The organism is Aminobacter sp. UC22_36, from assembly GCF_044056035.1.
Lineage (GTDB): Bacteria > Pseudomonadota > Alphaproteobacteria > Rhizobiales > Rhizobiaceae > Aminobacter.
The window spans coordinates 4,225,150-4,249,974 of record NZ_CP171996.1; the positions used below are offsets into that span (position 1 = coordinate 4,225,150).

Genomic DNA, 24,825 nt, shown 5'->3' on the forward strand with positions numbered 1-24,825 from the left:
TTGTACAACAATGGGAGAGAGAGAATGAGCTTTAGAAGTCCTATACGCCTGCTGCTTGCATCCACGTGGAGCGCATTGGTCGCACTCATCGTCGTCATGCCTAGCGGTACGGCCATTGCCGAGACCACCAAGGAGCGCGTTCTGCGCGAGGGCAAGATCGTCATTGGCATCCACAACCGGACGCCATGGGGCTTTCGTGATGAAGCCACGGGTGAGGCAAAGGGATGGCATCCGGACCTATTGAGAGCTGCGTTCTCAGAACTTGGCGTCAAGGAGCTCGACATCAGGGTCACCGAGTTCGGCGCCCTGATCCCTGGGCTGCTGGCTGGCCGCTTTGACGCCGTGGCCTCCGGTCTTTCCATCACCCCGGAGCGATGCCGGCAGGTCGCCTTCGGTGCACCCGATCTGAAGGTGCATGACGCAGCCATCGTGCTCACTGGTAATCCAAAACAGATCCATGGCTTCGACGATATCGTCAGGCAGAAGATCATCATGGGTGCCGGCCGCGGCAGTGTGTCGGTCAGGAATGCAACTGCGGCTGGTGTGCCCGAAAGCAACATGCTGCTGTTCCCCGACATCGAGGCAAACATCTCGGCCCTGCGCTCGGGCCGCATCGATGTGACGGTGCTGTCGTCTCCCACCGCAATCGGGCTGTTTGCGAGCGGGAAGCTTCAGGGCCTGGAGAGTGCCAAACCCTTCGTGACGACAGACGAACAGGCAACTTATGCCGCTGTCGCCTTCCGCAGCGAGGACCAGGATCTGCGGGCACTCTGGGACGAACGGCTTGTTGCCCTGACGAAGGACGGCACGGTCACCAAGGTCATGGCCAGATATGGCTTTGGCGAGACCGAGATCGTGCCCGATACCGTGACCGTCGAGAAGCTGTGTGGCACGGCTGGTGCCGGCAAATGACCATCCTCGAGATATGGCTCGGTATCCTGCAGGGATTTCGCGTCACCGCTCTGGTGACGCTCTATGGCCTTGTCTTTGCCATTCCCTTCGGACTCATCTTCGGCGTTGCCCAATACATGACCACCGGCCCGGTGCGGTTCGTGGTGACCTCGGTCATCGAGTTCTGGCGCAGCTCCGCCGTCATCATCCTGCTCTTTGTGTTCTATTACGCTTTGCCCATCGCCGGTCTGGCACTGTCGGCGATGACCGTCAGTGCCATGGTGCTGGGGCTCAACATTGGTGGTTATGCCAGCCAGGCCGTGAGAGCCGGTCTGCAGGCACTGGACCGTGGCCAGAAGGAAGCTGGCCATGCGCTTGGACTGTCGCGCGCCACCATCCTGTTGCGCATTGAACTGCCCCAGGCGCTGGTGGCGATGAGCCCGACCTTCATCAACCAGCTCATCCAGCTGGTGAAGGCGACATCGCTTGTCTCGCTGGTCACGCTCACAGACATGACCTTCCGCGCCAAGGAGATCTCGCAGATCGAGTACGATCCGGTACCGATCTACACCTCGCTGCTGCTTGCCTACTTCATCGTCTGCTATCCGGTCGCCCTGTTCGGGCGCTGGGTGGAACGACGCATCAACCCGGCAAGGGAGGCGCGTCGTGCAGTTTGATTTAGCCTTTGCGCTTTCGATCGCGCCAACCATCCTTGGCGCCATCGGCATGACGTTGCTTGTCGCGGCAGTCAGCTGCGTCGGAGCCTCGGCAATCGGCTTCGGCTTCGAGCTCGTCCGCCGCTCCGGAGGCTGGGGCGGGCTGTTCGTCGGCTTTGTGATCGACTTCATCCGGGCGACGCCGGTGCTGGTCTGGCTCTACTGCCTGTATTTTATTCTGCCGTTCTACGGCATTCGCCTTGGCGCGCTTGCCACAGGCATGATCGGGCTCAGCCTCTATTACAGCGGTTATCTCGCGGAGGTGTTCAAGGCGGGCATCGATGCCATCCCCAATGGCCAGGCGGAGGCCGCAAGAGCACTGGGTCTCGGCAGGATCGATATGACCGTCTTTGTCATCGCCCCGCAGATGCTGCGCAACATCGCTGCACCCATGGGCAACTACTTCGTCTCTATCCTCAAGGCGACACCCTATCTCGCCGTGCTCGCGGTGCCGGAGATGCTGGGCCGTGCCTTTGACATCGCATCCGACACCTACCGCTACGCCGAGCCACTGACGGTGGCCGGCCTGATCTTCCTCGGCCTCGCACTCGTCATCTCGCAAGCCATCAAACGGCTCGAGATCAGGCTGCTTGGGCCGACAGCCAGGTAGCCGAGCGACCGGCAGCCCGCCGGCTGATCACGTCCTCACAAAACCAGACACTGAGATCGCTGCCTTCAAGCGAACTGTAGAGAGACCCCATGACCCATGCAGACGACAAACCTGCCGTCCAGATATCCTCGCTCAACAAGTGGTACAGCGCCTTCCATGTGTTGAAGGAGGTCAACCTCACCATTCCAAGCGGATCCCGCTTTGTGATCTGCGGACCCTCCGGTTCGGGAAAGTCCACCCTGATCCGCTGCCTGAACGGGCTTGAAGCCTACCAGCAGGGAACCGTGACGCTGGGCACCACCCGGCTGGGCGATAATGCCAGGGAGACAGCACTCGCCCGCCGGCAGACCGGAATGGTGTTCCAGAGCTTCAACCTGTTTCCGCATCTGACGGTATTGTCGAACTGTACGCTCGCCCTTCGCCGCGTCCTTCGCATGCCACGCAACGAAGCCGAGAGCCTGGCGCGGCATTTCCTGGAAAAGGTCCGCATTCCCGAACAGGCCAACAAGTATCCCGCACAGCTCTCAGGCGGACAGCAGCAGCGGGTGGCGATCGCGCGTGCGCTCTGCATGAACCCGCGCCTGATGCTGTTTGACGAACCAACCTCCGCGCTCGATCCCGAAATGGTCAAGGAGGTGCTCGACGTCATGACCGGACTGGCTCACGAGGGCATGACGATGATCTGCGTCACCCATGAGATGGGTTTTGCCCGCGAGGTTGCCGATCAGGTCGTGTTCATGGATCAGGGCAGTATTGTCGAACAGGCTTCGCCAGTAGCGTTCTTTTCGACACCCAACCATCCCCGCGCCCGGTCCTTCCTCAACACGCTGCTGCATTGAGATGAAGATGTCGCCGGCGGGCGAGACGCGCATCTGGACAACTCTTGACTTCGACCGGGATGGCAAGCAGCACGATTGGCTGCGATTGCCGTTTTCGACAGACCTGTCCGCCTATGGCGTCATCCCGATCCCGATCACCAACATCAGGAATGGGGCCGGGCCGACCGCACTTTTGATCGCCGGCAATCATGGCGATGAGTATGAGGGCCAGGTGGCACTGGGCAAGCTGGCCCGGCAGGTCGAAGCCCGCGACGTGCGCGGCCGTATCCTCATCCTGCCTGCGCTGAACTATCCCGCCGTCGTTGCGGGGCGACGCCTCTCCCCGCTCGACGAAGGCAATCTCAACCGGCTGTTCCCGGGCGAGGCTAACGGCACCCCAACCCAGATGATCGCCCACTATGTCAGCTCGGTTCTGCTTTCGATGGCCGACATCGTCATTGACCTGCATTCAGGCGGCAGATCCCTGTCGTATCTTTCCTGCTGCCTGATACGCGTTGGCAAAACGGGGGCCGACACCGCAAGGCTCATGGAACTCATGCAGGTCTTCGGCGCTCCCATCGGATCCATTAGCGACGGCAGCGGTGGCGGAGGGGCAACCACTCTTTCTGCAGTTGCCCAGGCTCTTGGCGTTCCAACCCTCACAACCGAGTTGGGAGGAGGCGGCACCTTCTCAAGTGCTGGCGAGGCCATCGCCAGCCAGGGTATCTACCGCGTCCTCAAGCACATCGGCGTCTTGCCCAATGCCGAAGCCAAACCGGCGTCGCCTGTCCGGCTGATGCGGGTCGCCGGGAGGGGCGCGTTCACCTATGCCCCCATTCATGGCATCTTCGAACCTGCTGTCGAACTCGGCGACTCTGTCGACACCGGTCAGACCGCAGGCTTCATTTTTCCTGTCGAAGGCTCCCAGAAGCCGCCCGAAGAAGTCTGCTTTTCTCAGCCAGGCCTCGTGGCCTGCCGCCGCGCGCCGGCCCTTGCCGCCCCCGGAGACTGCCTGTTCAAGCTCGTGACCGATGTCGGGGCGATGTGAGTGGCCAGCACATGACAAAGCCTCAAGATAAAACATGGTGGTCGGGCGGCGACTTCATCCCACGGCCCGCGTAAGCGCACAGCCCATCAATCACTTCCGGTCAATCCCGGTTTTTTCGGGATTCTCTCTGCTTTTCCACTGCTTTACGCGGATGGTCCGCAAATCGCAGGAGGATGCATGAAGCCGGATTCGTCTGAGTGGCGTAGCTCGCAGGCCTATGATTTCATAAGCAACGTGCCTCCAGATGCCCTCGCCTGGGAATTCCTCCGCCGCAATCCAGCCTATCAGCGTGAATTCGCAGACATGCAGCAACTCAACCCTACGCCGAATTCCCTCTCCCCGAACGAACTGCGGTCGCAGTGGGGGCTTCGATTTTCCAGCAAATCCTGATCGCCCGGCAACCAAGCAGCCGGTTTACTGGACACCCGAGGTCGATCCGGGTGTTATCCTGCTCATCAACACGCCGCCGCTGCTGGCAGACGACGCGGACGTCGTCGCCGCTTTGCCGCCGGCGGTTTCAATGCGTGACGAGCTCGGCGAGCATCTGCGTGCCATCTCGACAGCAAATAGCTGCCAGATCACGCTGCTTTACGGCACCGACTGCGCGCATCCTCTGGCTGCGATAGTACCCCTCGACGGCAAGGCCTCCGAACGGCTGTCATCCCTGGATAGATTTATCAGATCGTCCATGGGAAGCAGCGTTCCCGACAAACGGCTGACATCGTCGCAACGCACGCGCCTCGGCCATATGCTTCGCGCTCTCGACGGCCGAATCGAAGGCGCTTCCCATTTCGAAATAGCCCACGCCCTGTTCGGTCCCCGCTTCATCGTCGCTGAAGAGTGGCAGGATTCGCCATTTCGTTACACGACGCTGCGCCTGGTTCGCGATGGCCACAGAATGATTGACGGCGGCTACCGACAGCTCCTTCGGTTCCGGCGGCGCGAAGCCTGAATGCCAGTGCACATGTCCGGCGGCAATGTGCCTGTCCGTGCGAAATAGGCTCCATCCATTTCGCACCTGAACAACGCCGGAGCCCTTCTCCATCATCGCCCTTGTCCGCCGCTTTATCCCTGCGGCTCTCACAAACGCGATGGAGATATCCCGATGAACGGTCGAAACGCCGGCTTGCCACCGCGCTTTCTGCGCACCAAGGAAGCCGCTACGTTTCTAAGCCTGTCGGCAAGGACGCTCGAAAAACACCGCACCTACGGGACAGGCCCCGGCTATCGCAAGCTCGGCGGCCGGGTCGTCTACTCCATCGACGATCTCCAGGCCTGGGCAAATCGCGGAGCCATGACCTCAACCTCCGACCCGCGAGGTACCGTCCTGCCGGCCAAACGCCATTCTCTCATCCCCGCGGCACATGCCGGCCGATTGGCCCGCTGATCGCTCGGCTCTTCCCCTTGACGGCGCGTACTTGTCCACCTTCGGAGCGCGGACAGCTTGACCTGTTCCATGCGCTCCCCGGCGACTTCGCTCCCCGCGATGCACAGGATCTCATGGCCTATCCATTCTTTTCCCTCGCAAAATCCCGACGCACGGCACCCATCGATTTCAAGGCCGGTGGCGTAACGATCAGGGTGGAAGCCATACCAGATCATGGCATGGCAACGATCTGGGACGCAGACATTCTGATCTGGGCGGCCAGTCAGATCGTCAACGCCCGTGACGCCGGACTACGGACATCACGACTGATGGCTGCGACACCCTATGAAATCCTGACCTTTACCGGGCGCGGCGTCAGCTCACGCGACTATCAGCGCCTGAAATCCGCGCTTGATCGTCTGCAGTCGACCACAATCGCGACCTCCATCCGCCAGCCAGCCGAGGGCCGGCGCCATCGCTTCTCCTGGCTCAACGAATGGCAAGAGCGGACCGACCGGGATGGACGGCCAGTCGGCGTCGAACTGATCCTGCCGGATTGGTTCTATCGCGCGGTCCTAGATGATGCGCTCGTGCTAACCATCGACCGGACCTATTTCGATCTTACCGGGGGCCTCGAGCGTTGGCTTTACCGCATCGTGCGCAAGCATGGCGGACACCAGCAATACGGCTGGAGGTTCGATTTCGCCCATCTGCACCATAAGTCCGGCAGCCTCTCGCCGCTCAAGCACTTTGCATACGACCTGCGCGACATCGCCCGACGACAACCCCTGCCCGGCTACCGCCTCGGCATCGAACACCAGGTCGACGGTCCTGATGTCCTCACCTTCGTCGCCACCAATCCGGCCGCTTTCACCTCGCCACGCCCGGCTCGGAAACCATCAACCCGCTTCGGGGACAAGCTGTGAATATGCTCGTGCTATCGGGGACGACCCCAGTCGTGCCATCGGGGACCCGACCTTCGTGCTATCGGGGACCGGAATTGACGATTCCTCGTCGGATTCCAGTGCCTTGCGGCCGCCGTAACGTCTCTAACCCAGATTCTTTCAGAATCTTTCTAACGCACCCCTGCCTTCGCCGGCATGAGGATGACTGCCCCACAACTGCGGGGAGCTCGTCATGAACGCAGCGCTCCTCACCCATGTCGAACTTACCTTTGTCGAGAAGAGGATCGAGCATTGGATCCGCTTCGGTCGGGCAGCGCACGAACAACGTATCGATCGCCGCCGTCGCATCCTCTCCTTCCAGCCCGGCACGATCTTCGCCTTTGTCCGTTGGGCTTCCAATGACTTCGGCACAGTGATCTCACGGATCGACATTGTGCGTGCGGTCGCCCGCGGCGAAGCCTATCAGACGCTGCCATTCGTGCGTCCAGGCGGCGACATCCTGCTCAAGATCGACAGCTGGCCCAAAGTCGAGCGCGTGCTTCAGGCGATTGATGCGATTGAACGTCTCGGCATCGATCCCGAAGCCGTATCGCCCGATCACTGGCGACACATCCACAACCGAATGACAGCGGGCCAAGAGCCACGGGCGTACACGCTCGACCAGCATCGTGGCTTCCTTCTGCGCCTGAAAGCGAAGCCATGAGCCGCCTCGGCATCGTCCTGGCAACCGCACTCGCGGCGACGGGCATCGGCTATCCGGCGCTCACGCCGATGCCGATCAGGCTGATCTGGAATGTCTCGGCCAGTGCACCGATCGGCCTTTACTTGATCGACTTCGACAGTCCTCTCGAAGTCACTGATCTTGTCGCCGTCGACGCGCCGGAGCCGCTCGCGATCTTCTTCGCCGCGCGCAACTATCTGGCCAAAGGCGTTCCGCTCCTGAAGCGCGTTCGCGCGGTCTCCGGGCAAACCGTCTGCCGTTCGAACGTTCTCATCACAGTCGAGGGCATCGAGGCTGGCACCGCGCTCGAGCACGATCGCGCGGGCCGTACACTGCCGACATGGAGTGGATGCCTGCGCATCCCCGCTGACGAAATCTTCCTCATGAACTGGGAGGTCCGCGACAGCCTCGATGGTCGCTACTTCGGCCCCATGTCCATCGACCGCATCATCGGCCGCGCCATCCCTCTTTGGACCGACGAGGAGGGTGACGGTCGCTTCGAATGGCGCGCGTCAACGCGGTGAGCGCGCCATCGGCAGCGCACGTCTCGCCGCCGCCCCCTACCACCGCCGAACTAGCAAGGAGTTACCCATGCCACAGATCGGACTGTTCACGCGCGAAGGAGACAGCTACTCCGGCCGCATCTACACATTCACGCTCGACCTCGAACTCACCATCGTACCGGTCGAACCGGGCGACGGTGACAACACACCCGACTATCGCGTGCTGCGCGGCATCGATGACGGCCAGGAGGTCGGAGCAGGCTGGACACGCACCAGCGACAAGGCCGGGGAGTATGTTTCGTTGCAGCTCGACGACCCGACCTTCCACGAGCCGATCCGCGCACGCCTGTTCCGTAATAGTGACGACCCAACCGCATGGTCGTTGCACTGGAGCCGTCCACGCGACCGCAGCGAGACGGCTTGAGACATGCCCTGTCGCAACGTTCCAATCGCTTGTCGGCTGCGCCCAACGCGCAGCCGATTGGTCGCCCGACAGCGACAGCCGGTTCGCCGGTTCGCGCTTCGTCTTCTTTCCGGCCTCCTTTTGTCGGCCTGCTCGGTGGGCCCGTGCATCGCGCAAGCCAACGCGGTACATCAATCGGAGCCCAGTGATCCTTATGCCGCCCACATCGCCGAAGCTTCTCGACGCTTCGCAGTTCCGGCTGCCTGGATACGCGCCGTCATAGGCAAGGAAAGCGCGGGCGACGAGCGCGCCGTGTCCAGCGCCGGCGCGCTTGGTCTGATGCAGATCATGCCTGGCACTTGGTACGAGCTACGTGCTCGATGGCCGCTCGGACAGGACCCGTTCGATCCCCGCGACAACATCCTGGCGGGCACCGCCTATCTGCGTGAGATGCACGATCGCTTCGGATCGCCGGGGTTCCTCGCCGCATATAATGCCGGCCCGGCACGCTACGAAGCCTATCTCGCCGGACGCCCTTTGCCGGCCGAAACCCTGGCCTATGTCGAAACACTTTCCCCTCTGATCGGCGCCGGTCCGCTCGCGGAGCCGGCGTCGACGCCGGTGGCATCTGGCGGTGCGGCAACGCTGCCGTGGCCCAGCTCGCAGCTTTTCGTTCGAGCCGCCGCCGGCACTGGGCCGACGCCGTTCGAGCGCGAGAATAGTGCAGCCGCGGAGCGCTCCGTTATGCGCGATGCCGTTGCCATCAAGCCGCGCTCGGACGGCCTCTTCGCCGCGCGCACCGGTAAGGGAGACCCGTTTTGACTGTCGTCGTAGAATGGCGATGTCTGGCGGGCATCCGGCAGCGCTGGGCAAGGTACGGCGTTGGTGCTGGAGAAAACGACAGAGGACGGCGAGATAAAAGCGCATACCCGAAACGCGTTAAGCCATTGGCATGGCTTGCGTTTTCCGGTGCATGCAGGTCGGTCGCGGGCATATAGCCCGATTTTTTCCAATACTTTCAATGCTTCGACATGCACGACCAGCCTCCGGTCACAACCTCCGGCACAGTCATGAGAGAGGTTGACCGCGACTTCCTCATCAAGCCAGGCCGTATCCGTTCGACGAAGACGCCGAAGGCCAAGAGCTTCGTCAGTCAGGTCCTCGCCGCGGCCAAGCGCGCCGGTCACACCTCTGGCGGCGCTCCATCGGGCAAGCCGGCCCCCGGGCTCGGCCACTCCACCTTCGGACGCGGGCGCAACGTCTTCGGACGATCCCGCATCTTCTCCTCGCACCGCCGCGTCGTCATCAAGGCGCGTGTCGCTCGCCATCAGGGGCGGGCATTTCGTTCAGCACCGCTCACCGCCCATGTCTCCTATCTCAAGCGCGAAGGCGTCAGCCGAGATGGCGAGAAGGGCGTGATGTTCGACGCCAACACCGACCGTGCCGACGATCTCGCCTTCGCCAATCGCTGCAAGGACGACCGGCATCATTTCCGTTTCATCGTCTCGCCGGAGGACGCAGCCGAGATGACTGACCTCAAGGCCTTCACCCGAGATCTAGCGCGCCAGATGGAAGCCGATCTTGGTACGCGCCTCGACTGGATCGCCGTCGACCACTGGAACACAGACAACCCGCATGTGCATCTGCTCGTGCGCGGCGTCGACGAAGTCGGCGCCGACCTCGTCGTCTCTCGCGACTATATCAGCCGCGGCTTGCGCTCCCGCGCCGACGATCTCGTCGACATCGAGCTCGGCCCGAAGCCGGAGCACAAAATCCGAAGTGCACTTGAAAAGGAAATCACTGCCGAGCGTTGGACGCGGATCGACCGAGAGATTCAGCGCGCCGCCGATGAGACCGGCTATGTCGATCTCAGGCCAGACCGATCCGCCCCAGCTGATCCGGAACTACGTCGCCTCATGATCGGCAGGCTCCAGCATATCGAGAAGTTGGGGCTCGCCATCCGGGGCGATCCAGGACATTGGGTGGTTGGTCTCGAAGCCGAACGCACGCTGCGCGATCTCGGCATGCGTGGCGACATCATCAAAACGATGCACCGGGCCTTCACCGAGCGCGGCCATGATCGCAGCGTTGGCGATTATGTGATCGACGGCGGAGCCTCTGGCTCGCCCATCGTCGGGCGCCTCGTCGATCGCGGCCTCTACAACGAACTGACCGGCGAGGCATACGCCGTCATCGACGGGGTCGACGGACGCGCCCACCATGTCCGCTTCCGGGGGGTCGAGGCATTCGAACAGGCGCCCGCAAATGGTGGCATCGTCGAAGTCCGTCGCTTTGGAGGTACGGACGACCAACGCCCGACATTGGTGCTTGCGATGCGATCTGATCACGATCTTCAAGCGCAGATCACAGCGCCGGGTGCTACCTGGATCGATCATCGGCTTGTGGAGCGAGATGCCATATCGCTGTCGCAGGCCGGTTTTGGCCGCGAGGTACGCGAGGCCATGCAGGCGCGGGCCGAACTTCTCGCCGATCAAGGACTCGCCCGGCGCGACGGCCAGCGTATCATCATGCAACGCGAACTCCTCGCCACGCTTCGACGCCGCGAGCTCGAGGCCGTCGGCGAGAAGCTTTCGGCCGAGACCGGCTTGCCGCATGTGAAGACGCAAGCCGGGCAGCGCGTCGCGGGCGTCGTGCGCCAGCGCCTCGCCCTCTCCTCCGGCCGCTTCGCAATGATTGAAGACGGTCTCGGCTTCCAGCTCGTGCCCTGGTCGCGTGATCTCGACCGCAAGCTCGGACAGCAAGTCGCCGGCGTCGCGAAGGTGGCCGGCGGCATCGAACTGTCGGCCGGACGCAAGCGCGACCTCGGCCTCTGACAACGACGGAAAAGGATCACCCATGTCAGCCACCAAAATCCTCTGGGGCCAAATCACGGTGGTCTTCCTGATCGTGATCGCCACCACCTGGGCCGCAACCCAATATGTTGCCTGGCAGCTTGGGTACCAGGCACAACTCGGCACGCCCTGGTTCAGTCTCGGTGGTGTGCCGATCTACTATCCGCCCGCCTTCTTCTGGTGGTGGTATTTCTTCGACGCCTACGCGCCTGAAATCTTCAACGAGGCTGCATTTATTGCCGCCTCAGGCGGCTTCATTGCGATCGCCGTCGCCATCGGCATGTCGGTCTGGCGCGCTCGCGAGGCCAAGAATGTCCAGACCTACGGCTCCGCACGATGGGCCCAAAAGAACGAGGTGGAGGCCGCAGGGCTTTTCGGCTCAGACGGAGTCGTACTTGGCCGGTTCGACAACGACTATCTGCGCCATGACGGACCCGAGCATGTCCTGTGCTTTGCGCCGACACGTTCTGGTAAAGGCGTCGGCCTTGTGGTGCCTACGCTCCTGACCTGGCCGGGTTCGGCAATCGTTCACGACATCAAGGGTGAAAACTGGCAACTCACGGCCGGCTTCCGCGAAAAGCATGGTCGCGTGCTGCTCTTCGATCCGACCAATCCAAAATCAGCCGCCTACAATCCCCTGCTCGAGGTTCGTCGCGGTGATTGGGAGGTGCGCGACGTGCAGAACGTTGCCGATATCCTCGTCGACCCCGAAGGCTCACTCGACAAGCGCAACCACTGGGAAAAGACCAGCCACTCCCTTCTCGTCGGCGCGATCCTGCATGTCCTCTATGCCGAGGCGGAAAAAACACTCGCCGGCGTCGCAGCCTTTCTCTCCGATCCGCGCCGTCCGATTGAAGCGACACTCGCCGCGATGATGACGACGAGGCATCTCGGAGAGGCCGGCCCGCATCCCGTTGTCGCATCGACGGCACGCGAGCTCCTCAACAAATCCGACAACGAACGATCAGGCGTGCTGTCGACCGCCATGTCTTTCCTCGGCCTTTATCGCGATCCCGTCATCGCGGAAGTGACTGGGCGTTGCGAATGGCGCATCGCCGATCTCACCTCGGACGCAAGGCCGACAACGCTCTATCTGGTCGTCCCGCCCTCAGACATCTCCCGAACAAAGCCGCTGATCCGCCTCGTCCTCAACCAGATCGGCCGAAGGCTCACCGAAGACCTGCACGCCACGGAACGCAAGCACCGCGTCCTTATGATGCTCGACGAGTTCCCGGCGCTTGGCCGCCTCGATTTCTTCGAGTCCGCGCTTGCTTTCATGGCCGGCTACGGCATCAAGAGCTTTCTCATCGCCCAGTCGCTCAACCAGATCGAAAAGGCCTACGGGGCCAACAACTCGATCCTCGACAATTGCCATGTGCGCGTGAGTTTTGCGACCAATGACGAGCGGACAGCCAAGCGCGTGTCCGATGCTCTGGGCACAGCCACCGAAATGAAGGCGATGAAGAACTATGCCGGCCACAGGCTCTCGCCATGGCTTGGGCACCTGATGGTCTCGCGTTCGGAGACGGCTCGCCCCCTCCTCACCCCAGGCGAGGTTATGCAACTTCCACCATCCGAAGAAATCGTCATGATCGCCGGTACGCCGCCGATCCGGGCCAAGAAGGCACGCTACTATGAGGATGTCCGCTTCCGCGAGCGTGTCATGCAGCCGCCGGATCCATCCCAATTGGGCAGGACCCCTCGCAGCGACACTTGGTCGACAGTCCTGCCGCAGAAGGCCGATCCAGTGTCTTCAGCCGCTGAAGTATCTGACAGCGCCAATGCCGGCCTACGTCGCGAACCGGAGCTTCCCGAACATGTCGCTATCGCAAAGGAAACCGCGGACCAAAAGCCGGCCGAGGAGTTCGCGCATATCCTCGACGACGATCCGGAGGACACCGCTCGCCAGCGTCAGGCATTGCGGCGCCAGGTAACTGGTCTTGCGCGCCAGGTCGCACTCGACCCAGCCGATGGGATGGAGCTCTAAGGCCATGCGCGACCGTCTTAATCTTACCCTGCCAGTGGAGCTTATCGGCCGCATCAACGAGCTTGCCGACCGCAAGAAATTGCCCAGGTCGGCCATCGTGGAGGCGGCCGTCAGTTCGTTCCTGTCGCCCGATCACGCCGATGCGCGCGAAGCAGCCTTTGCACGCCGGCTCGACCGACTGTCCAGGCAGATCCAGCGGATGGAGCGCGATCTTGGCGTCACCGCGGAAACACTCGCCCTTTTTGTGCGCTTCTGGTTGTCGATCACCCCGCCACTCCCGCCGGAGGCGCAAGCCGCGGCTCAAGCCAAAGGCCGCGAGCGTTTCGACGGCTTCGTCCAAACGCTCGGCAAGCGGCTTCAGAAAGGTCAGAGTTTTCTGCGAGAGATTCCCGATGATGTTGAACAACGTCACACGACGGAATGAATGACGCGAAGCGCCCCTGTGGGTGTCACGCCGCAGCATCTGGTTTCGTCGTTCCGCAAGCACATCGGCGTCGCACCGGTGCGCTATCTCTGGCAAGTCAGGGCCTCGCGCGGCCACTTCCTGCTGCTGCAGACCGGCCTGCCGATCTCCGACATCGCCTATCAGTGCGGCTACAAGAACCCGTTCCACTTCTCCAGGCCGATATCCGACCAGTTCGGCATGTCTCCGCGCCAGGTTCGCGAAAACAAGGGCTACCGCATGGCAAACGACGTCGCAGAAGGCGCCGGCGACACCGCCTATCGCATGGCGCTTCCCGACACGACGGTGCTCCAGCCCGAGACGTCACCGACGACGACAGTTGAAATCCGGCCGGCTCAACGGCTCCCTGACAACGCCAGGGAGCCGACAGCGAACTTGCCAGACTCGAATGCCCGAAGCTGACCTCCAGGGCTTGCGACCGCCGCATGGGGGCAACCGGCATCGTTCATGGCTTCACGCTGCTGCGCGGGCTGAGTGGGCTCACCAAGGGACAGCATCATTGGCCCAGTTGAAGAATGCCGCACCGTTGATCACGCCGACGACGGCGATAGCAGAGCGACTTGCCGCCGCCGGTCGGCATCAGCACGAAGGCAATTGTTGCCTGCAATGACATGCTTGACGATCCGCGCCTGCGGTCCCCTGAACGCATCATAGCCGTAGACGGTCTTGACGATGTCGAGAGCGTGGCGGTCATCGGGCAGCTCGGAGAATCGTCTTGACCTCGTTCATAGCAGCTTCGCCGCTGACGATCATTGCCGCGCTTTTTTGTCGGTCTGCCTGTTGGCACCGGCTTGGTGTCACCAGCCTGTTCATCTGCGCCCCTGGGCAAGCCGCCACCCCAGGCGCCGGCCTTTTCTCCCGGTTCCCATTCCTTCCTGGAATACCGTTAGTCCCAGTCGCTATGCGCGATGCACCCTCGATGCTGATAGCGTGTCCCCATTCCCATTCGACCGACCCAACCGATCTACCTAACTGATCGACCCAAACTGATCGACAAAGTCCGATGCCATCGCTTCAAAAACTGATCGTCCTGAAGAGGATCTTCGCCGAATTGCTCGGCGCCTGCATGCGCGAACGGTATCATCCGGAACGGCACTATATGCGTGGCCCCGGCCCAGCCACCTTGAGCAAGGCGATGTCGGCCGACATTCCGTTTCGACATGGTCCGCGACAAGCCGAACAGGCCTAGCAGCCATTGATATCGAGCACCTCAAGCTGGGTCCCGAGCAGCCATTTCATGAGAAGTATCGCGGGTGGGCACTATCTCCCGATTGCTGAGATGTCGGTCAATGTGTTCGTGCTCCTTGCGATGGGCGCGGCGGTCGGCTTCCTGTCGGGCATGTTCGGGGTCGGTGGCGGTTTCCTGATCACGCCGCTTTTGATCTTCTACAACATCCCGCCTGCCATTGCGGTTGCCACCGGTGCCAACCAGGTCATCGCCTCGTCATTCTCCGGCGCACTCGCCCATCTCAAGCGCGGCACGCTCGACTTCAAGCTCGGCACCGTGCTGTTGATCGGCGGCATCGCCGGTTCCACCGCCGGCGGCTTTGTCTTTGCGCTGTTGCGCGCGCTTGGCCAGCTCGACCTGTTCATCTCGCTGCTCTACGTCGTGTTTTTGGGCACCGTCGGCGGGCTGATGCTGATCGAAAGCGTCAACGCGCTACGCCTGACCAAGGGTGGGGTGCCGCCGGCTTTGAAAAAATCGGGCCAGCACAACTGGATCCACCGCCTGCCCTTCAAGATGCGCTTCCGCACCTCGAAGCTGTTCGTCTCGGTCATCCCGGTGCTCGGCATCGGCGCCGGCATCGGCTTCCTCTCCGCCATCATGGGTGTCGGCGGCGGCTTCATCATGGTGCCGGCGCTGATCTACCTGCTCAAGGTGCCGACCAATGTCGTCGTCGGAACCTCGCTGTTCCAGATCGTCGTCGTCTCGGCCTTCACCACGCTTGTCCACTCCTCGACCAACCAGACCGTCGACATCGTGCTGGCGCTGGTCTTGATGGTCGGCGGCGTGGCTGGCGCCCAATACGGCGCCAAGGCTGGCCAGAAGCTGCGCGGCGAACAGCTGCGCGCGCTGCTCGCACTGCTGGTGCTGGCTGTGGCCTTGCGCCTCGGCTTCGACCTGTTCGTCAAGCCGCAGAACCTCTATTCGCTGACCGGCGTGAGCGGGCTTCTGTGATGCGGGTCGCGGCATGTCTCGCAGCCCTGATGCTCGCGGCAGCCCTTCCGGCGCGCGCCCAGGAAGCAGCCCATCCCGAAAGCATCCAGATCGGGCTCTCCACCGACCGCGTCGCCATCACCGCCGACTTCTCGGGCGCCGACCTCACCATCTTCGGCGCGCTCGAAAACGCCGACCCGCTGATCAACCGCCAGGGCCGCTACGACGTCTATGTCGTGCTCGAAGGCCCGGCCCGGCCTGTTGTCGTGCGGCGCAAGAGCCGCGTGCTCGGCATGTGGATCAACACCCAGTCCGAAACCTTCGTCAACGTGCCGGTGTCCTATTCGGTGGCGACCACCCGCCAGCCGCAGGACATCACCGATCCCAACAACTACCGCCAGCTGTCGCTGGGTGCCAACAACATCTACATGGAGCCCGAGGACAAGCGCGACAGCCCGCTGACCATCCAGGAGTTCACCGATGCGCTGCGCGAGCGCAAGCAGGCGATCGGGCTCTACTCCGACAATATCGGCGGCGTGCAGTTCCTGTCGCAGAGCCTGTTTCGCGCCACATTGCACCTTGCCCCCAACGTGCCCGTCGGCACCCACAAGGCACGCGCCTTCCTGTTTCGCAACGGCATCTTCATCAAGGAAACCTCCGCCCAGCTTGCCATCGTCAAATCCGGCTTCGAGCAGACCATCTACCGCTTCGCCACCGACCACGGCTTCGGCTACGGCCTGTTCGCCATCGGCCTCGCCATGCTCACCGGATGGCTCGGAAGAATCGTGTTTAGGAAGGATTGAAGGGGCGCGTCTGTCGAGCGCGCAACCGCGCGCCAGTGCCGCGATCGCCCTTAAAGCGTTTCCGCTTTTCGTCGAATCAAGCAATCTCTCTATCTTCTTGTTTCTGCGCAATTCCGGACGGAAGCCGCTTCCTGGAATTGCTTTAGCCGTTGGCGCGGATGAAGGCGTCGATTTCCGCCCGCGTCGGCATGGAAGGCGCCGTACCAGGCTTCTGCACCGAAAGTGCCGCCACCGCTGCGCTGAAGCGGACGGCATCGACCGGGCTGCTGCCTTCGGCAATCGCAACGGCGAAGCCGCCGTTGAACGCATCTCCTGCCCCCGTAGTGTCGACGACCTTGGTTACCTTGAAAGCCGGGACGAAATACGTGCCGGCCTCGCCGTGCAGCAGCGCCCCCTTGGCGCCCAAGGTGATGAGCGCGTTGCGGGCGCCACGCTTGACCAGGCTGGCTGCCGCCTGCAGGGCGCCCTCGTCCGTTGCCGTGTCGATCCCGGTCAAAGTCGCGGCTTCGGTCTCGTTTGGGGTGACGAAATCGCAATTGACGTAGATGGCGTCGTCGACCGGCAGCGCGGGCGCCGGATTGAGGATGGTGGTGACGCCGTGGCTGCGTGCCAAGCGAAGGCCCTCGATGGCCGTTTCGATGGGCTGCTCGAACTGGGTGACGAAGACCCTGGCGCCGCTGATCAGCCCTTCCGCGGCGCGGACATCGGCGGGGCTAAGGTTGGCAGCAGCACCGCTCTCGATGATGATCGCGTTGTCGCCTGTCCGCGAGGAGACGAAGATGAACGCCGCCCCCGTCGGAGCGGCTTCGTCGATCAGTACGTGCGACGTATTCACCCCATCCCGCGACCAGGTCTGCTTGGCCATTTCACCGAAAGAATCCTGCCCGACACGAGTGATCATGGCGGAACGTGCGCCGGCGCGTGCAGCGGCGATCACCTGGTTGGAGCCCTTGCCACCCGGCCCCATGGCAAACCCCTGGCCAAGCAGCGTCTCGCCGACGACGGGCAGCCGCTCGGCCTTGAAGGCCAGGTCGGCGACAAAGGTTCCAAGCACGACGATATCGGCACGATCCATCACATTGTCTCCCATACCAAACATGAAAATCAGCTGAGAAATCTGGCCGCAGCCAGCCGCAGGCATTGCTCGAACGCCTGATGGTCGGTGTACAGCGCCTTTGCCGCAACCTCGCGTGTCACGATGGCGCCGCCACGCGCCTCGATGCCGCCGTCGAGCATGAGATTGTCGATCATCTCGAAATCTTCGACGGCCAGTCCATCCGGCCCCCGAGGCCTGCCCTGAGCGTCGGCCTCGATGCGCCCCTCATAGAGCCCCGCGACCCGTGCATAGTGATCGCCAACCGTATTGGAAAACGCATAGGCCGGGCAGCCGCGGGCGCACATGAAGCCAAGCTCGAATGCCGTACCGATATCCGCCGCGATGCCCCGAAACGGTGTCAGATTGGCGATGATCATGTCGGCGCTCATCATCAGGCGCTCGTTGATCGAGCTGATGGCAAGCCCCTTCGCCCTTTTGGTGTCGGTCGCCGGCACTTCGAGATCGCCGGGAGAGACCGCGACGAAGCCGTAGCGCCTGGTCAACTCGATCTTGCGATCAAGCACTTCGCGCGCATTGGACAGGAAGACTTCGGGGCCGGCAAGATAGATTTTCATGAATGCTTGCTCTTGGACTGGAGATGATTTGCGCGACGTCAGGAGAGGAGGGATTTAGGGGAGTAAGGGAGTAGGTCAGTATGTTTTTGTGCTGCCCTATTCCCTTACTCCCCTACCGCCCTTACTGCTTCAATCGCCGTATGGGACCCAGACGTTCTTGACCTCTGTCGCGCGGCGGAGGAAGGCTTCGCCCTGGGCTGTCGGCCAGTCGAGGCTGCGGCCGTGACCGGTCCAGACGCGCTTGAGATTGCCGGTCGATTCAGCTTCAGCCTTGGCGCAGATATCGGCTTCGGCGACGACCCACAGGCCATCGACGTCGTCGTGCTTGGCGAGCACTGCCGTGAGTTCCGCCGTGTGGCCGGTGACGATGTTGATCGCGCCTGCCGGCACTTCGGAATATTCGATCACCTGATAGAGGTCGGTGGCGACAAGCGGTGCAGTGGTCGACGGCACCAGCACCACCGTGTTGCCCATGGCGAGTGCGGGGGGCGAGTAGCGAGATCAGACCGAGCAGCGGTGCTTCGTCTGAGGCAACGATGCCGATGACCCCGACAGGTTCGTGCAGCGCAAGCGTGACCGCACGTGCCGGCGGCTGGTGCATCCGACCCTCGAACTTGTCGGCCATGCCGGCATAATAGAACAGCCGCTCGATCGACAGTTCGACTTCCGCTTTCGCGACCTTGTGGCTGGCACCGGTGAGTTCGACGATGCGGGCAGCGAAGTCTTCAGTGCGTCCCGACAGGTTCTCGGCGAGGTAATAGAGCACCTGCGCCCGGTTGTAGGCGGTAGCCTCCGACCAGGCTTTGCAGGCTCTGGCTGCCCGAGACCGCGTCGCGGATGTCCTTGCGGCTGCCCAAACCGATCTCGCCCGCGAGCTTGCCCTTGGGCGTCAGAACGGCAATCGAATAGTTGCCGTCGGGGCGGACCTGCTTGCCTGCGATGAACAGCTTGGCGGTGCGGTCGATGCCGTTGCTTTCGCCATTGTCACGCGCGGCTTGCCTCGGTGCTGAAGCCTGCTTGATGGCCGGGCCATGCGGCTCGCTCGGCTCCAGATATTCCTCCAGCCCCTCGCGCCCACCCTCGCGGCCGAAGCCGCTCTCGCGGTAGCCGCCAAAGCCGCAAGATGCGTCGAACATGTTGGTGCCGTTGACCCAGACCACGCCGGCCTTGAGCTGTGGGGCGACATGCAGCGCGAGGTTGACGTTTTCGCTCCACACCGAGGCGGCAAGGCCATAACGCGTGTTGTTGGCGAGCTCGACCGCTTCTTCGGTGTTGCGGAAACTCATGGTGGCGAGCACCGGGCCGAACACCTCTTCCTGGGCGAGGATGTTGGCGGGTGCCACACCCGTCGCCAGCGTCGGCAGGTGGTAGTAGCCTGATGTTGGCACGTCCTGGTCGGGCTGCCAGCAGACCGCCCCCTGCCTCGCACCTTCCTCGACCAGGCGCCTGACGCGGTCGAGCTGGGTCTTGTCGACCAGCGGGCCGATGTCGGTGTTCTTGTCCAGAGGAGAACCGACCCGCAGCCGGCTCATGCGTGTCTTGACCTTGGCGATGAAGGCGTCGGCGACGCTCTCCTGCACCAGCAGCCGCGAGCCGGCGCAGCAGACCTGGCCCTGGTTGAACCAGATGCCGTCGACAAGCCCTTCGACGGCACTGTCGAGATCGGCGTCCTCGAAGACGATGAAGGCCGACTTGCCACCAAGTTCCAAGGACAGCTTCTTGCCCGAGCCGGCGGTCGCCTTGCGGATGATCTTGCCGACCTCGGACGAGCCGGTGAAGGCGATCTTGTCGATGCCGGGATGGTTGACGATGGCAGCCCCTGCCTCGGGTCCGCCCTGGACGATGTTGACCACGCCCCTGGGCACGCCGGCGCGTTCGCAGATCTCGGCAAACAGGATCGCCGTCAGCGGCGTGAACTCGGCCGGCTTCAAGACCACCGTGCAGCCGGTGGCCAGAGCAGGTGCGATCTTCCAGGCCAGCATCAAAAGCGGAAAGTTCCACGGGATGATCTGGCCGACGATACCGGCTGGCTTGCGGCCGGGAAACTCACGGTCGAGCGACTGGGCCCAGCCGGCATGGTGGATGAAGTGGCGGATCGCCAGCGGCACATCGATGTCGCGGCTTTCGCGGATCGGCTTGCCGTTGTCGAGGGATTCGAGCACCGCAAACAAGCGCTGGTGGCGCTGCATGGCGCGGCCGATGGCATAAAGCACCTTGGCGCGCTCGTAGCCTGAGGCAGTGCTCCACTTGGGCAGCGCCTTGCGGGCTGCGACTACCGCTGCCTCGATGTCGGCGGCACCGGCATCGGAGACTTTTGCCAAGAGCTTGCCGCTGGAGGGATCTTCGGTGTCAAAACTCTTGCCGTCGACAGCGGCGCGCCAGTCGCCCGCGATGAACAGCGACTTCGAGAAGTCGCGGCCAGCAAGCCAGGCATCGGCTTCGCTGCGAGCCTCGGGGGCTGGGGCATAATCCATGGCGTGGTATCGTTCGAGGATGTTCATGAGAGGCTCTCCCTTACCCTCCCCCTTGTGGGGAGGGTGGCCCGAAGGGCCGGGTGGGGGTCGTTGATCGGTTACACGGTGGAAACTAGGTCTGCTGTCGGGCTTCACCCCCACTCCGCGCCTGCGGCGCGACCCTCCCCACAAGGGGGAGGGTAGGGGGAAAGCCTCACGCCATGGCGTGGCGGTGATTGGCCGAGTAGCGGCCGCTGACATGGTGTTCGAGCTGGCGCTCGATGTCGGTCAACAGGCTCGACGCGCCGAAGCGGAACAGCTCGGGCTCGAGCCAAGGTCGGCCGAGCTCTTCCTTCATCAGCACCAGCCAGTCGAGCGAGACTTTTGCCGTCGAGATGCCGCCGGCCGGCTTGAAGCCGATGAGGTAGCCGGTCTGCTCATGATAGGCGCGGATCGCCCTGACCATGGCGAGGCCGACCGGCAGCGTCGCGTTGACGCTTTCCTTGCCGGTCGAGGTCTTAATGAAATCGGCGCCCGCCATCATCGCCACCATCGAGGCGAGCGTGACATTGCGCAGCGTCGCCAGATCGCCGGTGCCCAAAATGACCTTCAGATGCGCCTCGCCGCAGGCAGCGCGGAAGGCCTTGATCTCGTCATAGAGCTCCTGCCATTTGGCGCCAAACACCAGCCCGCGCGGGATGACGACGTCGATCTCGTCGGCGCCATCGGCAACCGAGGCCTCGATCTCGGCAATGCGGGTCGACAGCGGCGCGAGGCCATGCGGAAACGCCGTCGACACCGCAGCGACATGGATGCCGGTGCCCTTCACCGCCTCGACCGCTGTGGCGACAAACGGATGATAGACGCAGACCGCGGCCGGACGGATCACGGTGTCGCCCAGCCCCAGTGCTTCGACCAGATCGCGGCGCAGCGGGTAAACCGCCTTGGCGCAGAGCCGGCGCACACGCTCGTCGGTATCGTTGGAGTTCAGCGTCGTCAGATCCATCAGCGAGATCGACCTGAGCAGCCACGCCGCCTGGTTGTCGGCCTTGATCGAACGCCTTTTGGTCAGCGTGCCGACCCGGCGCTCCAGCGCCGAACGGTTGACGCTGCGCATCGATTCGACAAAGCCAAGATCCAGCGCCATGCCGGGATTGCGCGCAATGGCGTGCGTCTCGGCGGCATTCGCAGCCATCCGCGACGGCATGGGTGTAACAATGGCGGACATAGAAGCATCTCCAACCATCTCAGCGTCAGCCTCCAAGTGAGCCCAGGATCGTCCGGCGGAACAGCTGCGCATAACGTTCGCCATCGACCGCCAGCGCGACATCCACAGGCTGCCCGATGCTTGCGCCATTCAGCTCGGATTCGCCACGATGGGCGCGGCGGTCGACGATCGTCTGGCCGCGCGAGCGCGATCCGTCCGTACAGACGCTGACCGGGAACCGGCGTATCGTCAGGCCCTCCGGATCAACCACGGCGCAAACCGTACCGGCATCGCCCAATGCTGCGATGGTACCGGCAGGGATGCGTTTCTGGCCAGTATCCTTGATCGCCAGATGCCGGAAGAGCTTCGCGCACAACTGCGCCACCAGCCGGCTCGATCCTGCAAGTGTCGCGACATCGTCTTCCGACACGGCCGCGCTGTAGAAGACGTCAAGCCCGTACATCATCGTCGGAATGCCGCTGTCGACGACGATCGCCGCCGCTTCCGGATCGGCCCAGCTATTGAATTCGGCGACCGGCGTGGCGTTGCCGACGCTGGCGCTGCCGCCCATGAAGACGATCCGCTCGAGCCGGGCGGCCACTTCAGGATACATGCGAAGCAGAAGCGCCACATTGGTGAGCGGCGCCAGCGCAATCAGCGTCGGCGGTGTCGGGCTGGCCAGTATCTGCTGGCGCATGAGCTCGACGGCATGGATGTCGCTGCCGCCCTGCTCCGGGACGTCGAGCTCAAGCCCGGCGAGACCGTTATGGCCGTGGACATGGGCGGCATCGCGCGGGGCTGCGATCAGCGGACGGGAGGCGCCGCGGGCGACGGGAACGTGTCCTGCGCCGGCAATGGAAAGGACAGCACGGGTGTTGCGGTAGACGTTGTCGAGCGAGGCGTTGCCGGCAACACAGGTCACTGCCCGCAGGTTGATATCAGGGTGGAGTGCCGCAAATGACAGCGCCAGCGCGTCATCGACGCCGGTATCGACATCGATCAGAACTTCGACGAGATGTGCCATCACTCAGTGCTTTCCATTGCTTCAGCTACGTCCTCGATCAGCGGCTGGTCGAGGAAGTCTATGGTCAAGGTCTCAAACGACCGCCCGCGGTAGGCGAAGTCGGCAGGATAGGCGCTGGAAACCCTGTCGGCCGCATCCGCGCCGACATCGATCCCCCAGAACGACAGATGTGCGGCGGTCACGGGAATACGTGCCGACCCTACCCTCTGGCGGCCATGCAGCAAGACGATTTCGGCAGAATGGCCGTTCCTGTTGTGGAGAGCAAATCCGGCCTCGCATGTCCCCGAGGGCAGGACGGCATCGGCGACACAGACGACACGGTGGCCGAGTTGCACATGTTCGAAGCTCAGGCGCCCGTCCCTGACATAAAGCACGTAGCCGCCTTGTGCGTCGCCACTCGAGACCAGCACGCCGTCTTCGCCGGCGGCGCGATCGCGGAACGATGCAGTGACGACCATGGATCGTTCCGAACCCGCGATCATGCTGCTGATCGGCACATGGCTCTGGGCAGGGCGGAAGACCAGCCTGTTGCGTGACATCAGCCCGATAGGCGGCCGGGCGCGCAGCAGTTGCACCAGCGTGCGGTCATCGAGCGGCAGCACGTTGTTGGCCTCGGCTTCCTGCCACCAGCGGCCGATCATTTCCTTGAGCAAATCGGGCTCCTGCCCGGCGCAATCCTGCGATTCCGAAAAATCGCCCTCGGTGTCGTAGAGCCGCCAATTATCGTCTTCATAAGCATCGCCCTGGCGATGCTCGGTGACCGCCCGCCAGCCTTCATGCCAGATCGCGCGATGACCGAGGTTCTCCCAATATTGCGTGGCCCGCGGCGCCGGTGCATCGGCAGCCGCAAAGGTCGATGCGATGCTGCGGCCGTCACAGGGCAACGGATGGTCGAGGCCGGCCAAGGACATGATTGTCGGCGCGAGGTCGATGACATGCGAAAACTGCGTCCTGACTTCGCCTGTCGAGGCAATGCCGCCGGGCCACGACACCACCATCGGCGAGCGTACGCCGCCAAGATCGACATGCTGCTTGTAGCGGCGGAAGGGCGTGTTGCCCGCCATGGCCCAGCCTTGCGGATAGTGCGCGCCGCCGTGACGGGTGCCGATATGGTCGAGACGCTTGAGCTGTTCGTCGACACTCTGCGGCAGGCCGCTATAGGGTGCGTTGGTGTCGACCGCACCATCCTTGCCGCCTTCGCGGCTGGCGCCATTGTCGGAGAGCACGATGATCAGCGTGTTGTCGAGTTCACCCAGTCTTGCGAGCTCATCGACCAAGCGGCCGAGATGCAGGTCGGTGTGCTCGAGGAAGCCGGCATAGGCTGCCTGAAGATGTGTGTAGAGCAGTTTCTGATCGCCGGAGAGCGTGTTCCAGGCCGAAACCTCTTCGTTCCGCGGCGCGAGTTCGGTCTCGGCTGGTGCGATGCCAACCACCTTCTGGCGCTCCAGCCGGTCTTCCCGCGTTGCGTCCCAGCCCTTGGCGAAGACATCGACATAAGGTTCGATGAAGGAACGTGGTGCCTGGAACGGTGCATGGGTGGCGCCGAAGGCCAATTGCAGGAAGAAGGGCTCCTCGTCGCGGAAGACGGTGTGGTCGCGGACATAGGAGATCGCCCGGTCGACCAGGTCCTCGGTGAGGTGGTAATCGTCAGGAAATTCGCGATCGACCTGATGGTTGTCCTCGCACAGCTCGGGTGTCATCTGGTCGGTGCATCCGGGAAGGAAGCCATAGAACCGGTCGAAGCCGCGGCCGAGCGGCCAGTTGTGATAGGGTCCGGCCGGCGAAATCTCATGCGACGGCGTCAGGTGCCACTTGCCGACGAGGTAGCTGCCATAACCTTGCTCGCGCAGCATGGCCGGCAAAAGCGCCACGTCGCGGTCGATGCAGCCGCGCGAATTGGGGAAGCCGGTGTCGGTGTCGGACAGAAACCGCATGCCGACGGCGTGATGGTTGCGTCCGGTCAGCAGGCAGGTGCGCGTCGGCGAGCAGAGCGGGGTGACGTGAAAATTGGTATAGCGCAGCCCGCGTGCCGCCAACCGGTCGATTGTCGGCGTGTTGATCTCCGAGCCGAAGCAGCCGAAATCGGCCCAGCCGGTGTCGTCCAGGACAACAACGACGATGTTGGGCTTCTGTTGCTTGTGGTTGCGGCTCGTCGGCCACCAGGGCGTCGACTCCGCGACGGTGCGGCCGACATGGCCCGGAAACTTGTCATGTTTCATTGCAGTT

General features: G+C 63.0%; 25 protein-coding genes and 1 pseudogene. 20 read left to right on the forward strand and 6 right to left on the reverse strand.

What is annotated here, in order from left to right; genetic code table 11:
- Positions 1-24 precede the first annotated feature (24 nt).
- The 20 genes from ehuB (at position 25) to ACHMW7_RS24200 (ending at position 16,244) form a co-directional block, all read left to right on the forward strand.
- Positions 25-912 carry an ectoine/hydroxyectoine ABC transporter substrate-binding protein EhuB gene (ehuB, locus tag ACHMW7_RS24105; protein WP_395447955.1) on the forward strand — a complete coding sequence of 296 codons (888 nt, stop codon included), beginning with the start codon at positions 25-27 and terminating at the stop codon, positions 910-912.
- Positions 909-1,568 carry an amino acid ABC transporter permease gene (locus ACHMW7_RS24110; RefSeq protein WP_395447956.1) on the forward strand — a complete coding sequence of 220 codons (660 nt, stop codon included), beginning with the start codon at positions 909-911 and terminating at the stop codon, positions 1,566-1,568. The genes ehuB and ACHMW7_RS24110 overlap by 4 nt, the downstream gene beginning before the upstream one ends.
- A complete protein-coding gene (locus ACHMW7_RS24115) occupies positions 1,558-2,217 on the forward strand; it encodes an amino acid ABC transporter permease (RefSeq protein WP_395447957.1) in 660 nt (219 codons plus the stop codon). Before ACHMW7_RS24110 ends, ACHMW7_RS24115 begins: the two co-directional genes overlap by 11 nt.
- An 89-nt stretch (positions 2,218-2,306) precedes the next feature.
- Positions 2,307-3,056, forward strand: a complete 750-nt coding sequence (locus tag ACHMW7_RS24120; protein WP_395447958.1) for an amino acid ABC transporter ATP-binding protein — start codon at positions 2,307-2,309, stop codon at positions 3,054-3,056.
- A 7-nt stretch (positions 3,057-3,063) separates the two neighbouring features.
- Positions 3,064-4,083, forward strand: coding sequence for a succinylglutamate desuccinylase/aspartoacylase family protein (locus tag ACHMW7_RS24125; RefSeq protein WP_395447959.1), 1,020 nt, complete (start codon positions 3,064-3,066; stop codon positions 4,081-4,083).
- A 177-nt stretch (positions 4,084-4,260) separates the two neighbouring features.
- Positions 4,261-4,473: a transcriptional regulator domain-containing protein gene (locus ACHMW7_RS24130; protein WP_395447960.1), complete on the forward strand. Its 213-nt coding sequence runs from the start codon at positions 4,261-4,263 to the stop codon at positions 4,471-4,473.
- Entirely contained in the window at positions 4,373-5,035 is a 663-nt protein-coding gene (locus ACHMW7_RS24135; protein WP_395447961.1) for a DUF2285 domain-containing protein, read from the forward strand. The genes ACHMW7_RS24130 and ACHMW7_RS24135 overlap by 101 nt, the downstream gene beginning before the upstream one ends.
- Before the next feature lie 153 nt (positions 5,036-5,188).
- The gene (locus ACHMW7_RS24140) at positions 5,189-5,470 is read left to right on the forward strand and encodes an AlpA family transcriptional regulator (RefSeq protein WP_067965069.1); all 282 of its coding nucleotides are present in this window, start codon (positions 5,189-5,191) and stop codon (positions 5,468-5,470) included.
- Between the two features lie 17 nt (positions 5,471-5,487).
- Positions 5,488-6,375 (forward strand): replication initiator protein A, encoded by an 888-nt coding sequence (locus ACHMW7_RS24145; RefSeq protein WP_395447962.1) that lies wholly within the window; start codon positions 5,488-5,490, stop codon positions 6,373-6,375.
- 211 nt (positions 6,376-6,586) lie between these two features.
- The gene (locus tag ACHMW7_RS24150; protein WP_395447963.1) at positions 6,587-7,057 is read left to right on the forward strand and encodes a DUF2840 domain-containing protein; all 471 of its coding nucleotides are present in this window, start codon (positions 6,587-6,589) and stop codon (positions 7,055-7,057) included.
- Positions 7,054-7,599 carry a S26 family signal peptidase gene (locus tag ACHMW7_RS24155; RefSeq protein ID WP_395447964.1) on the forward strand — a complete coding sequence of 182 codons (546 nt, stop codon included), beginning with the start codon at positions 7,054-7,056 and terminating at the stop codon, positions 7,597-7,599. The genes ACHMW7_RS24150 and ACHMW7_RS24155 overlap by 4 nt, the downstream gene beginning before the upstream one ends.
- 67 nt (positions 7,600-7,666) lie before the next feature.
- Positions 7,667-8,002, forward strand: coding sequence for a DUF736 domain-containing protein (locus ACHMW7_RS24160; RefSeq protein WP_395447965.1), 336 nt, complete (start codon positions 7,667-7,669; stop codon positions 8,000-8,002).
- Positions 8,003-8,137: 135 nt separating this feature from the next.
- On the forward strand, positions 8,138-8,803 hold the full coding sequence (locus ACHMW7_RS24165) for a lytic transglycosylase domain-containing protein (protein WP_395447966.1): 666 nt from the start codon (positions 8,138-8,140) through the stop codon (positions 8,801-8,803).
- A gap of 248 nt (positions 8,804-9,051) precedes the next feature.
- On the forward strand, positions 9,052-10,815 hold the full coding sequence (locus tag ACHMW7_RS24170) for a relaxase/mobilization nuclease domain-containing protein (RefSeq protein ID WP_395447967.1): 1,764 nt from the start codon (positions 9,052-9,054) through the stop codon (positions 10,813-10,815).
- A gap of 22 nt (positions 10,816-10,837) precedes the next feature.
- Entirely contained in the window at positions 10,838-12,820 is a 1,983-nt protein-coding gene (locus ACHMW7_RS24175; protein ID WP_395447968.1) for a conjugal transfer protein TraG, read from the forward strand.
- Between the two features lie 4 nt (positions 12,821-12,824).
- Positions 12,825-13,244 (forward strand): ribbon-helix-helix protein, CopG family, encoded by a 420-nt coding sequence (locus ACHMW7_RS24180; RefSeq protein WP_395447969.1) that lies wholly within the window; start codon positions 12,825-12,827, stop codon positions 13,242-13,244.
- A complete protein-coding gene (locus ACHMW7_RS24185) occupies positions 13,245-13,685 on the forward strand; it encodes a helix-turn-helix transcriptional regulator (protein WP_395447970.1) in 441 nt (146 codons plus the stop codon). It abuts the gene before it with no gap.
- 601 nt (positions 13,686-14,286) lie between these two features.
- Entirely contained in the window at positions 14,287-14,472 is a 186-nt protein-coding gene (locus tag ACHMW7_RS24190; RefSeq protein WP_395447971.1) for a hypothetical protein, read from the forward strand.
- Positions 14,473-14,520: 48 nt separating this feature from the next.
- Positions 14,521-15,462 (forward strand): sulfite exporter TauE/SafE family protein, encoded by a 942-nt coding sequence (locus ACHMW7_RS24195; protein ID WP_395447972.1) that lies wholly within the window; start codon positions 14,521-14,523, stop codon positions 15,460-15,462.
- Positions 15,462-16,244 carry a TIGR02186 family protein gene (locus ACHMW7_RS24200; protein WP_395447973.1) on the forward strand — a complete coding sequence of 261 codons (783 nt, stop codon included), beginning with the start codon at positions 15,462-15,464 and terminating at the stop codon, positions 16,242-16,244. Before ACHMW7_RS24195 ends, ACHMW7_RS24200 begins: the two co-directional genes overlap by 1 nt.
- A 142-nt stretch (positions 16,245-16,386) precedes the next feature.
- Here the strand turns inward: ACHMW7_RS24200 and rbsK are convergent, their stop codons facing one another.
- From rbsK to ACHMW7_RS24230, 6 genes and pseudogenes are all read right to left on the reverse strand, one after another.
- Positions 16,387-17,319, reverse strand: a complete 933-nt coding sequence (rbsK, locus tag ACHMW7_RS24205) for a ribokinase (RefSeq protein ID WP_395447974.1) — start codon at positions 17,317-17,319, stop codon at positions 16,387-16,389.
- A gap of 29 nt (positions 17,320-17,348) precedes the next feature.
- The gene (locus ACHMW7_RS24210; RefSeq protein WP_395447975.1) at positions 17,349-17,915 is read right to left on the reverse strand and encodes a nucleoside 2-deoxyribosyltransferase; all 567 of its coding nucleotides are present in this window, start codon (positions 17,913-17,915) and stop codon (positions 17,349-17,351) included.
- A 129-nt stretch (positions 17,916-18,044) separates the two neighbouring features.
- A pseudogene (locus tag ACHMW7_RS24215) lies at positions 18,045-20,416 on the reverse strand (aldehyde dehydrogenase family protein).
- A 166-nt stretch (positions 20,417-20,582) separates the two neighbouring features.
- Positions 20,583-21,596, reverse strand: coding sequence for a deoxyribose-phosphate aldolase (gene deoC / locus ACHMW7_RS24220; protein ID WP_395447976.1), 1,014 nt, complete (start codon positions 21,594-21,596; stop codon positions 20,583-20,585).
- A 25-nt stretch (positions 21,597-21,621) separates the two neighbouring features.
- Complete coding sequence (locus ACHMW7_RS24225; RefSeq protein ID WP_395447977.1) at positions 21,622-22,599, reverse strand: nucleoside hydrolase; 978 nt, start codon at positions 22,597-22,599, stop codon at positions 21,622-21,624.
- On the reverse strand, positions 22,599-24,818 hold the full coding sequence (locus tag ACHMW7_RS24230) for an arylsulfatase (RefSeq protein ID WP_395447978.1): 2,220 nt from the start codon (positions 24,816-24,818) through the stop codon (positions 22,599-22,601). The genes ACHMW7_RS24225 and ACHMW7_RS24230 overlap by 1 nt, the downstream gene beginning before the upstream one ends.
- Positions 24,819-24,825: the final 7 nt, after the last annotated feature.

Bases quoted from the DNA above. Each gene is read 5' to 3' on its own strand.
- ACHMW7_RS24200 (WP_395447973.1), top strand. From the start codon at position 15,462: ATGCGGGTCGCGGCATGTCTCGCAGCCCTGATGCTCGCGGCAGCCCTT.
- ACHMW7_RS24150 (WP_395447963.1), top strand. From the start codon at position 6,587: ATGAACGCAGCGCTCCTCACCCATGTCGAACTTACCTTTGTCGAGAAG.
- ehuB (WP_395447955.1), top strand. From the start codon at position 25: ATGAGCTTTAGAAGTCCTATACGCCTGCTGCTTGCATCCACGTGGAGC.
- ACHMW7_RS24210 (WP_395447975.1), bottom strand. From the start codon at position 17,915: ATGAAAATCTATCTTGCCGGCCCCGAAGTCTTCCTGTCCAATGCGCGC.
- ACHMW7_RS24180 (WP_395447969.1), top strand. From the start codon at position 12,825: ATGCGCGACCGTCTTAATCTTACCCTGCCAGTGGAGCTTATCGGCCGC.
- ACHMW7_RS24185 (WP_395447970.1), top strand. From the start codon at position 13,245: ATGACGCGAAGCGCCCCTGTGGGTGTCACGCCGCAGCATCTGGTTTCG.
- ACHMW7_RS24175 (WP_395447968.1), top strand. From the start codon at position 10,838: ATGTCAGCCACCAAAATCCTCTGGGGCCAAATCACGGTGGTCTTCCTG.
- ACHMW7_RS24120 (WP_395447958.1), top strand. From the start codon at position 2,307: ATGACCCATGCAGACGACAAACCTGCCGTCCAGATATCCTCGCTCAAC.
- ACHMW7_RS24195 (WP_395447972.1), top strand. From the start codon at position 14,521: ATGAGAAGTATCGCGGGTGGGCACTATCTCCCGATTGCTGAGATGTCG.
- ACHMW7_RS24170 (WP_395447967.1), top strand. From the start codon at position 9,052: ATGAGAGAGGTTGACCGCGACTTCCTCATCAAGCCAGGCCGTATCCGT.
- ACHMW7_RS24225 (WP_395447977.1), bottom strand. From the start codon at position 22,599: ATGGCACATCTCGTCGAAGTTCTGATCGATGTCGATACCGGCGTCGAT.
- ACHMW7_RS24230 (WP_395447978.1), bottom strand. From the start codon at position 24,818: ATGAAACATGACAAGTTTCCGGGCCATGTCGGCCGCACCGTCGCGGAG.
- ACHMW7_RS24130 (WP_395447960.1), top strand. From the start codon at position 4,261: ATGAAGCCGGATTCGTCTGAGTGGCGTAGCTCGCAGGCCTATGATTTC.
- ACHMW7_RS24125 (WP_395447959.1), top strand. From the start codon at position 3,064: ATGTCGCCGGCGGGCGAGACGCGCATCTGGACAACTCTTGACTTCGAC.
- rbsK (WP_395447974.1), bottom strand. From the start codon at position 17,319: ATGGATCGTGCCGATATCGTCGTGCTTGGAACCTTTGTCGCCGACCTG.
- ACHMW7_RS24140 (WP_067965069.1), top strand. From the start codon at position 5,189: ATGAACGGTCGAAACGCCGGCTTGCCACCGCGCTTTCTGCGCACCAAG.
- ACHMW7_RS24155 (WP_395447964.1), top strand. From the start codon at position 7,054: ATGAGCCGCCTCGGCATCGTCCTGGCAACCGCACTCGCGGCGACGGGC.
- ACHMW7_RS24190 (WP_395447971.1), top strand. From the start codon at position 14,287: ATGCCATCGCTTCAAAAACTGATCGTCCTGAAGAGGATCTTCGCCGAA.
- deoC (WP_395447976.1), bottom strand. From the start codon at position 21,596: ATGTCCGCCATTGTTACACCCATGCCGTCGCGGATGGCTGCGAATGCC.
- ACHMW7_RS24160 (WP_395447965.1), top strand. From the start codon at position 7,667: ATGCCACAGATCGGACTGTTCACGCGCGAAGGAGACAGCTACTCCGGC.
- ACHMW7_RS24110 (WP_395447956.1), top strand. From the start codon at position 909: ATGACCATCCTCGAGATATGGCTCGGTATCCTGCAGGGATTTCGCGTC.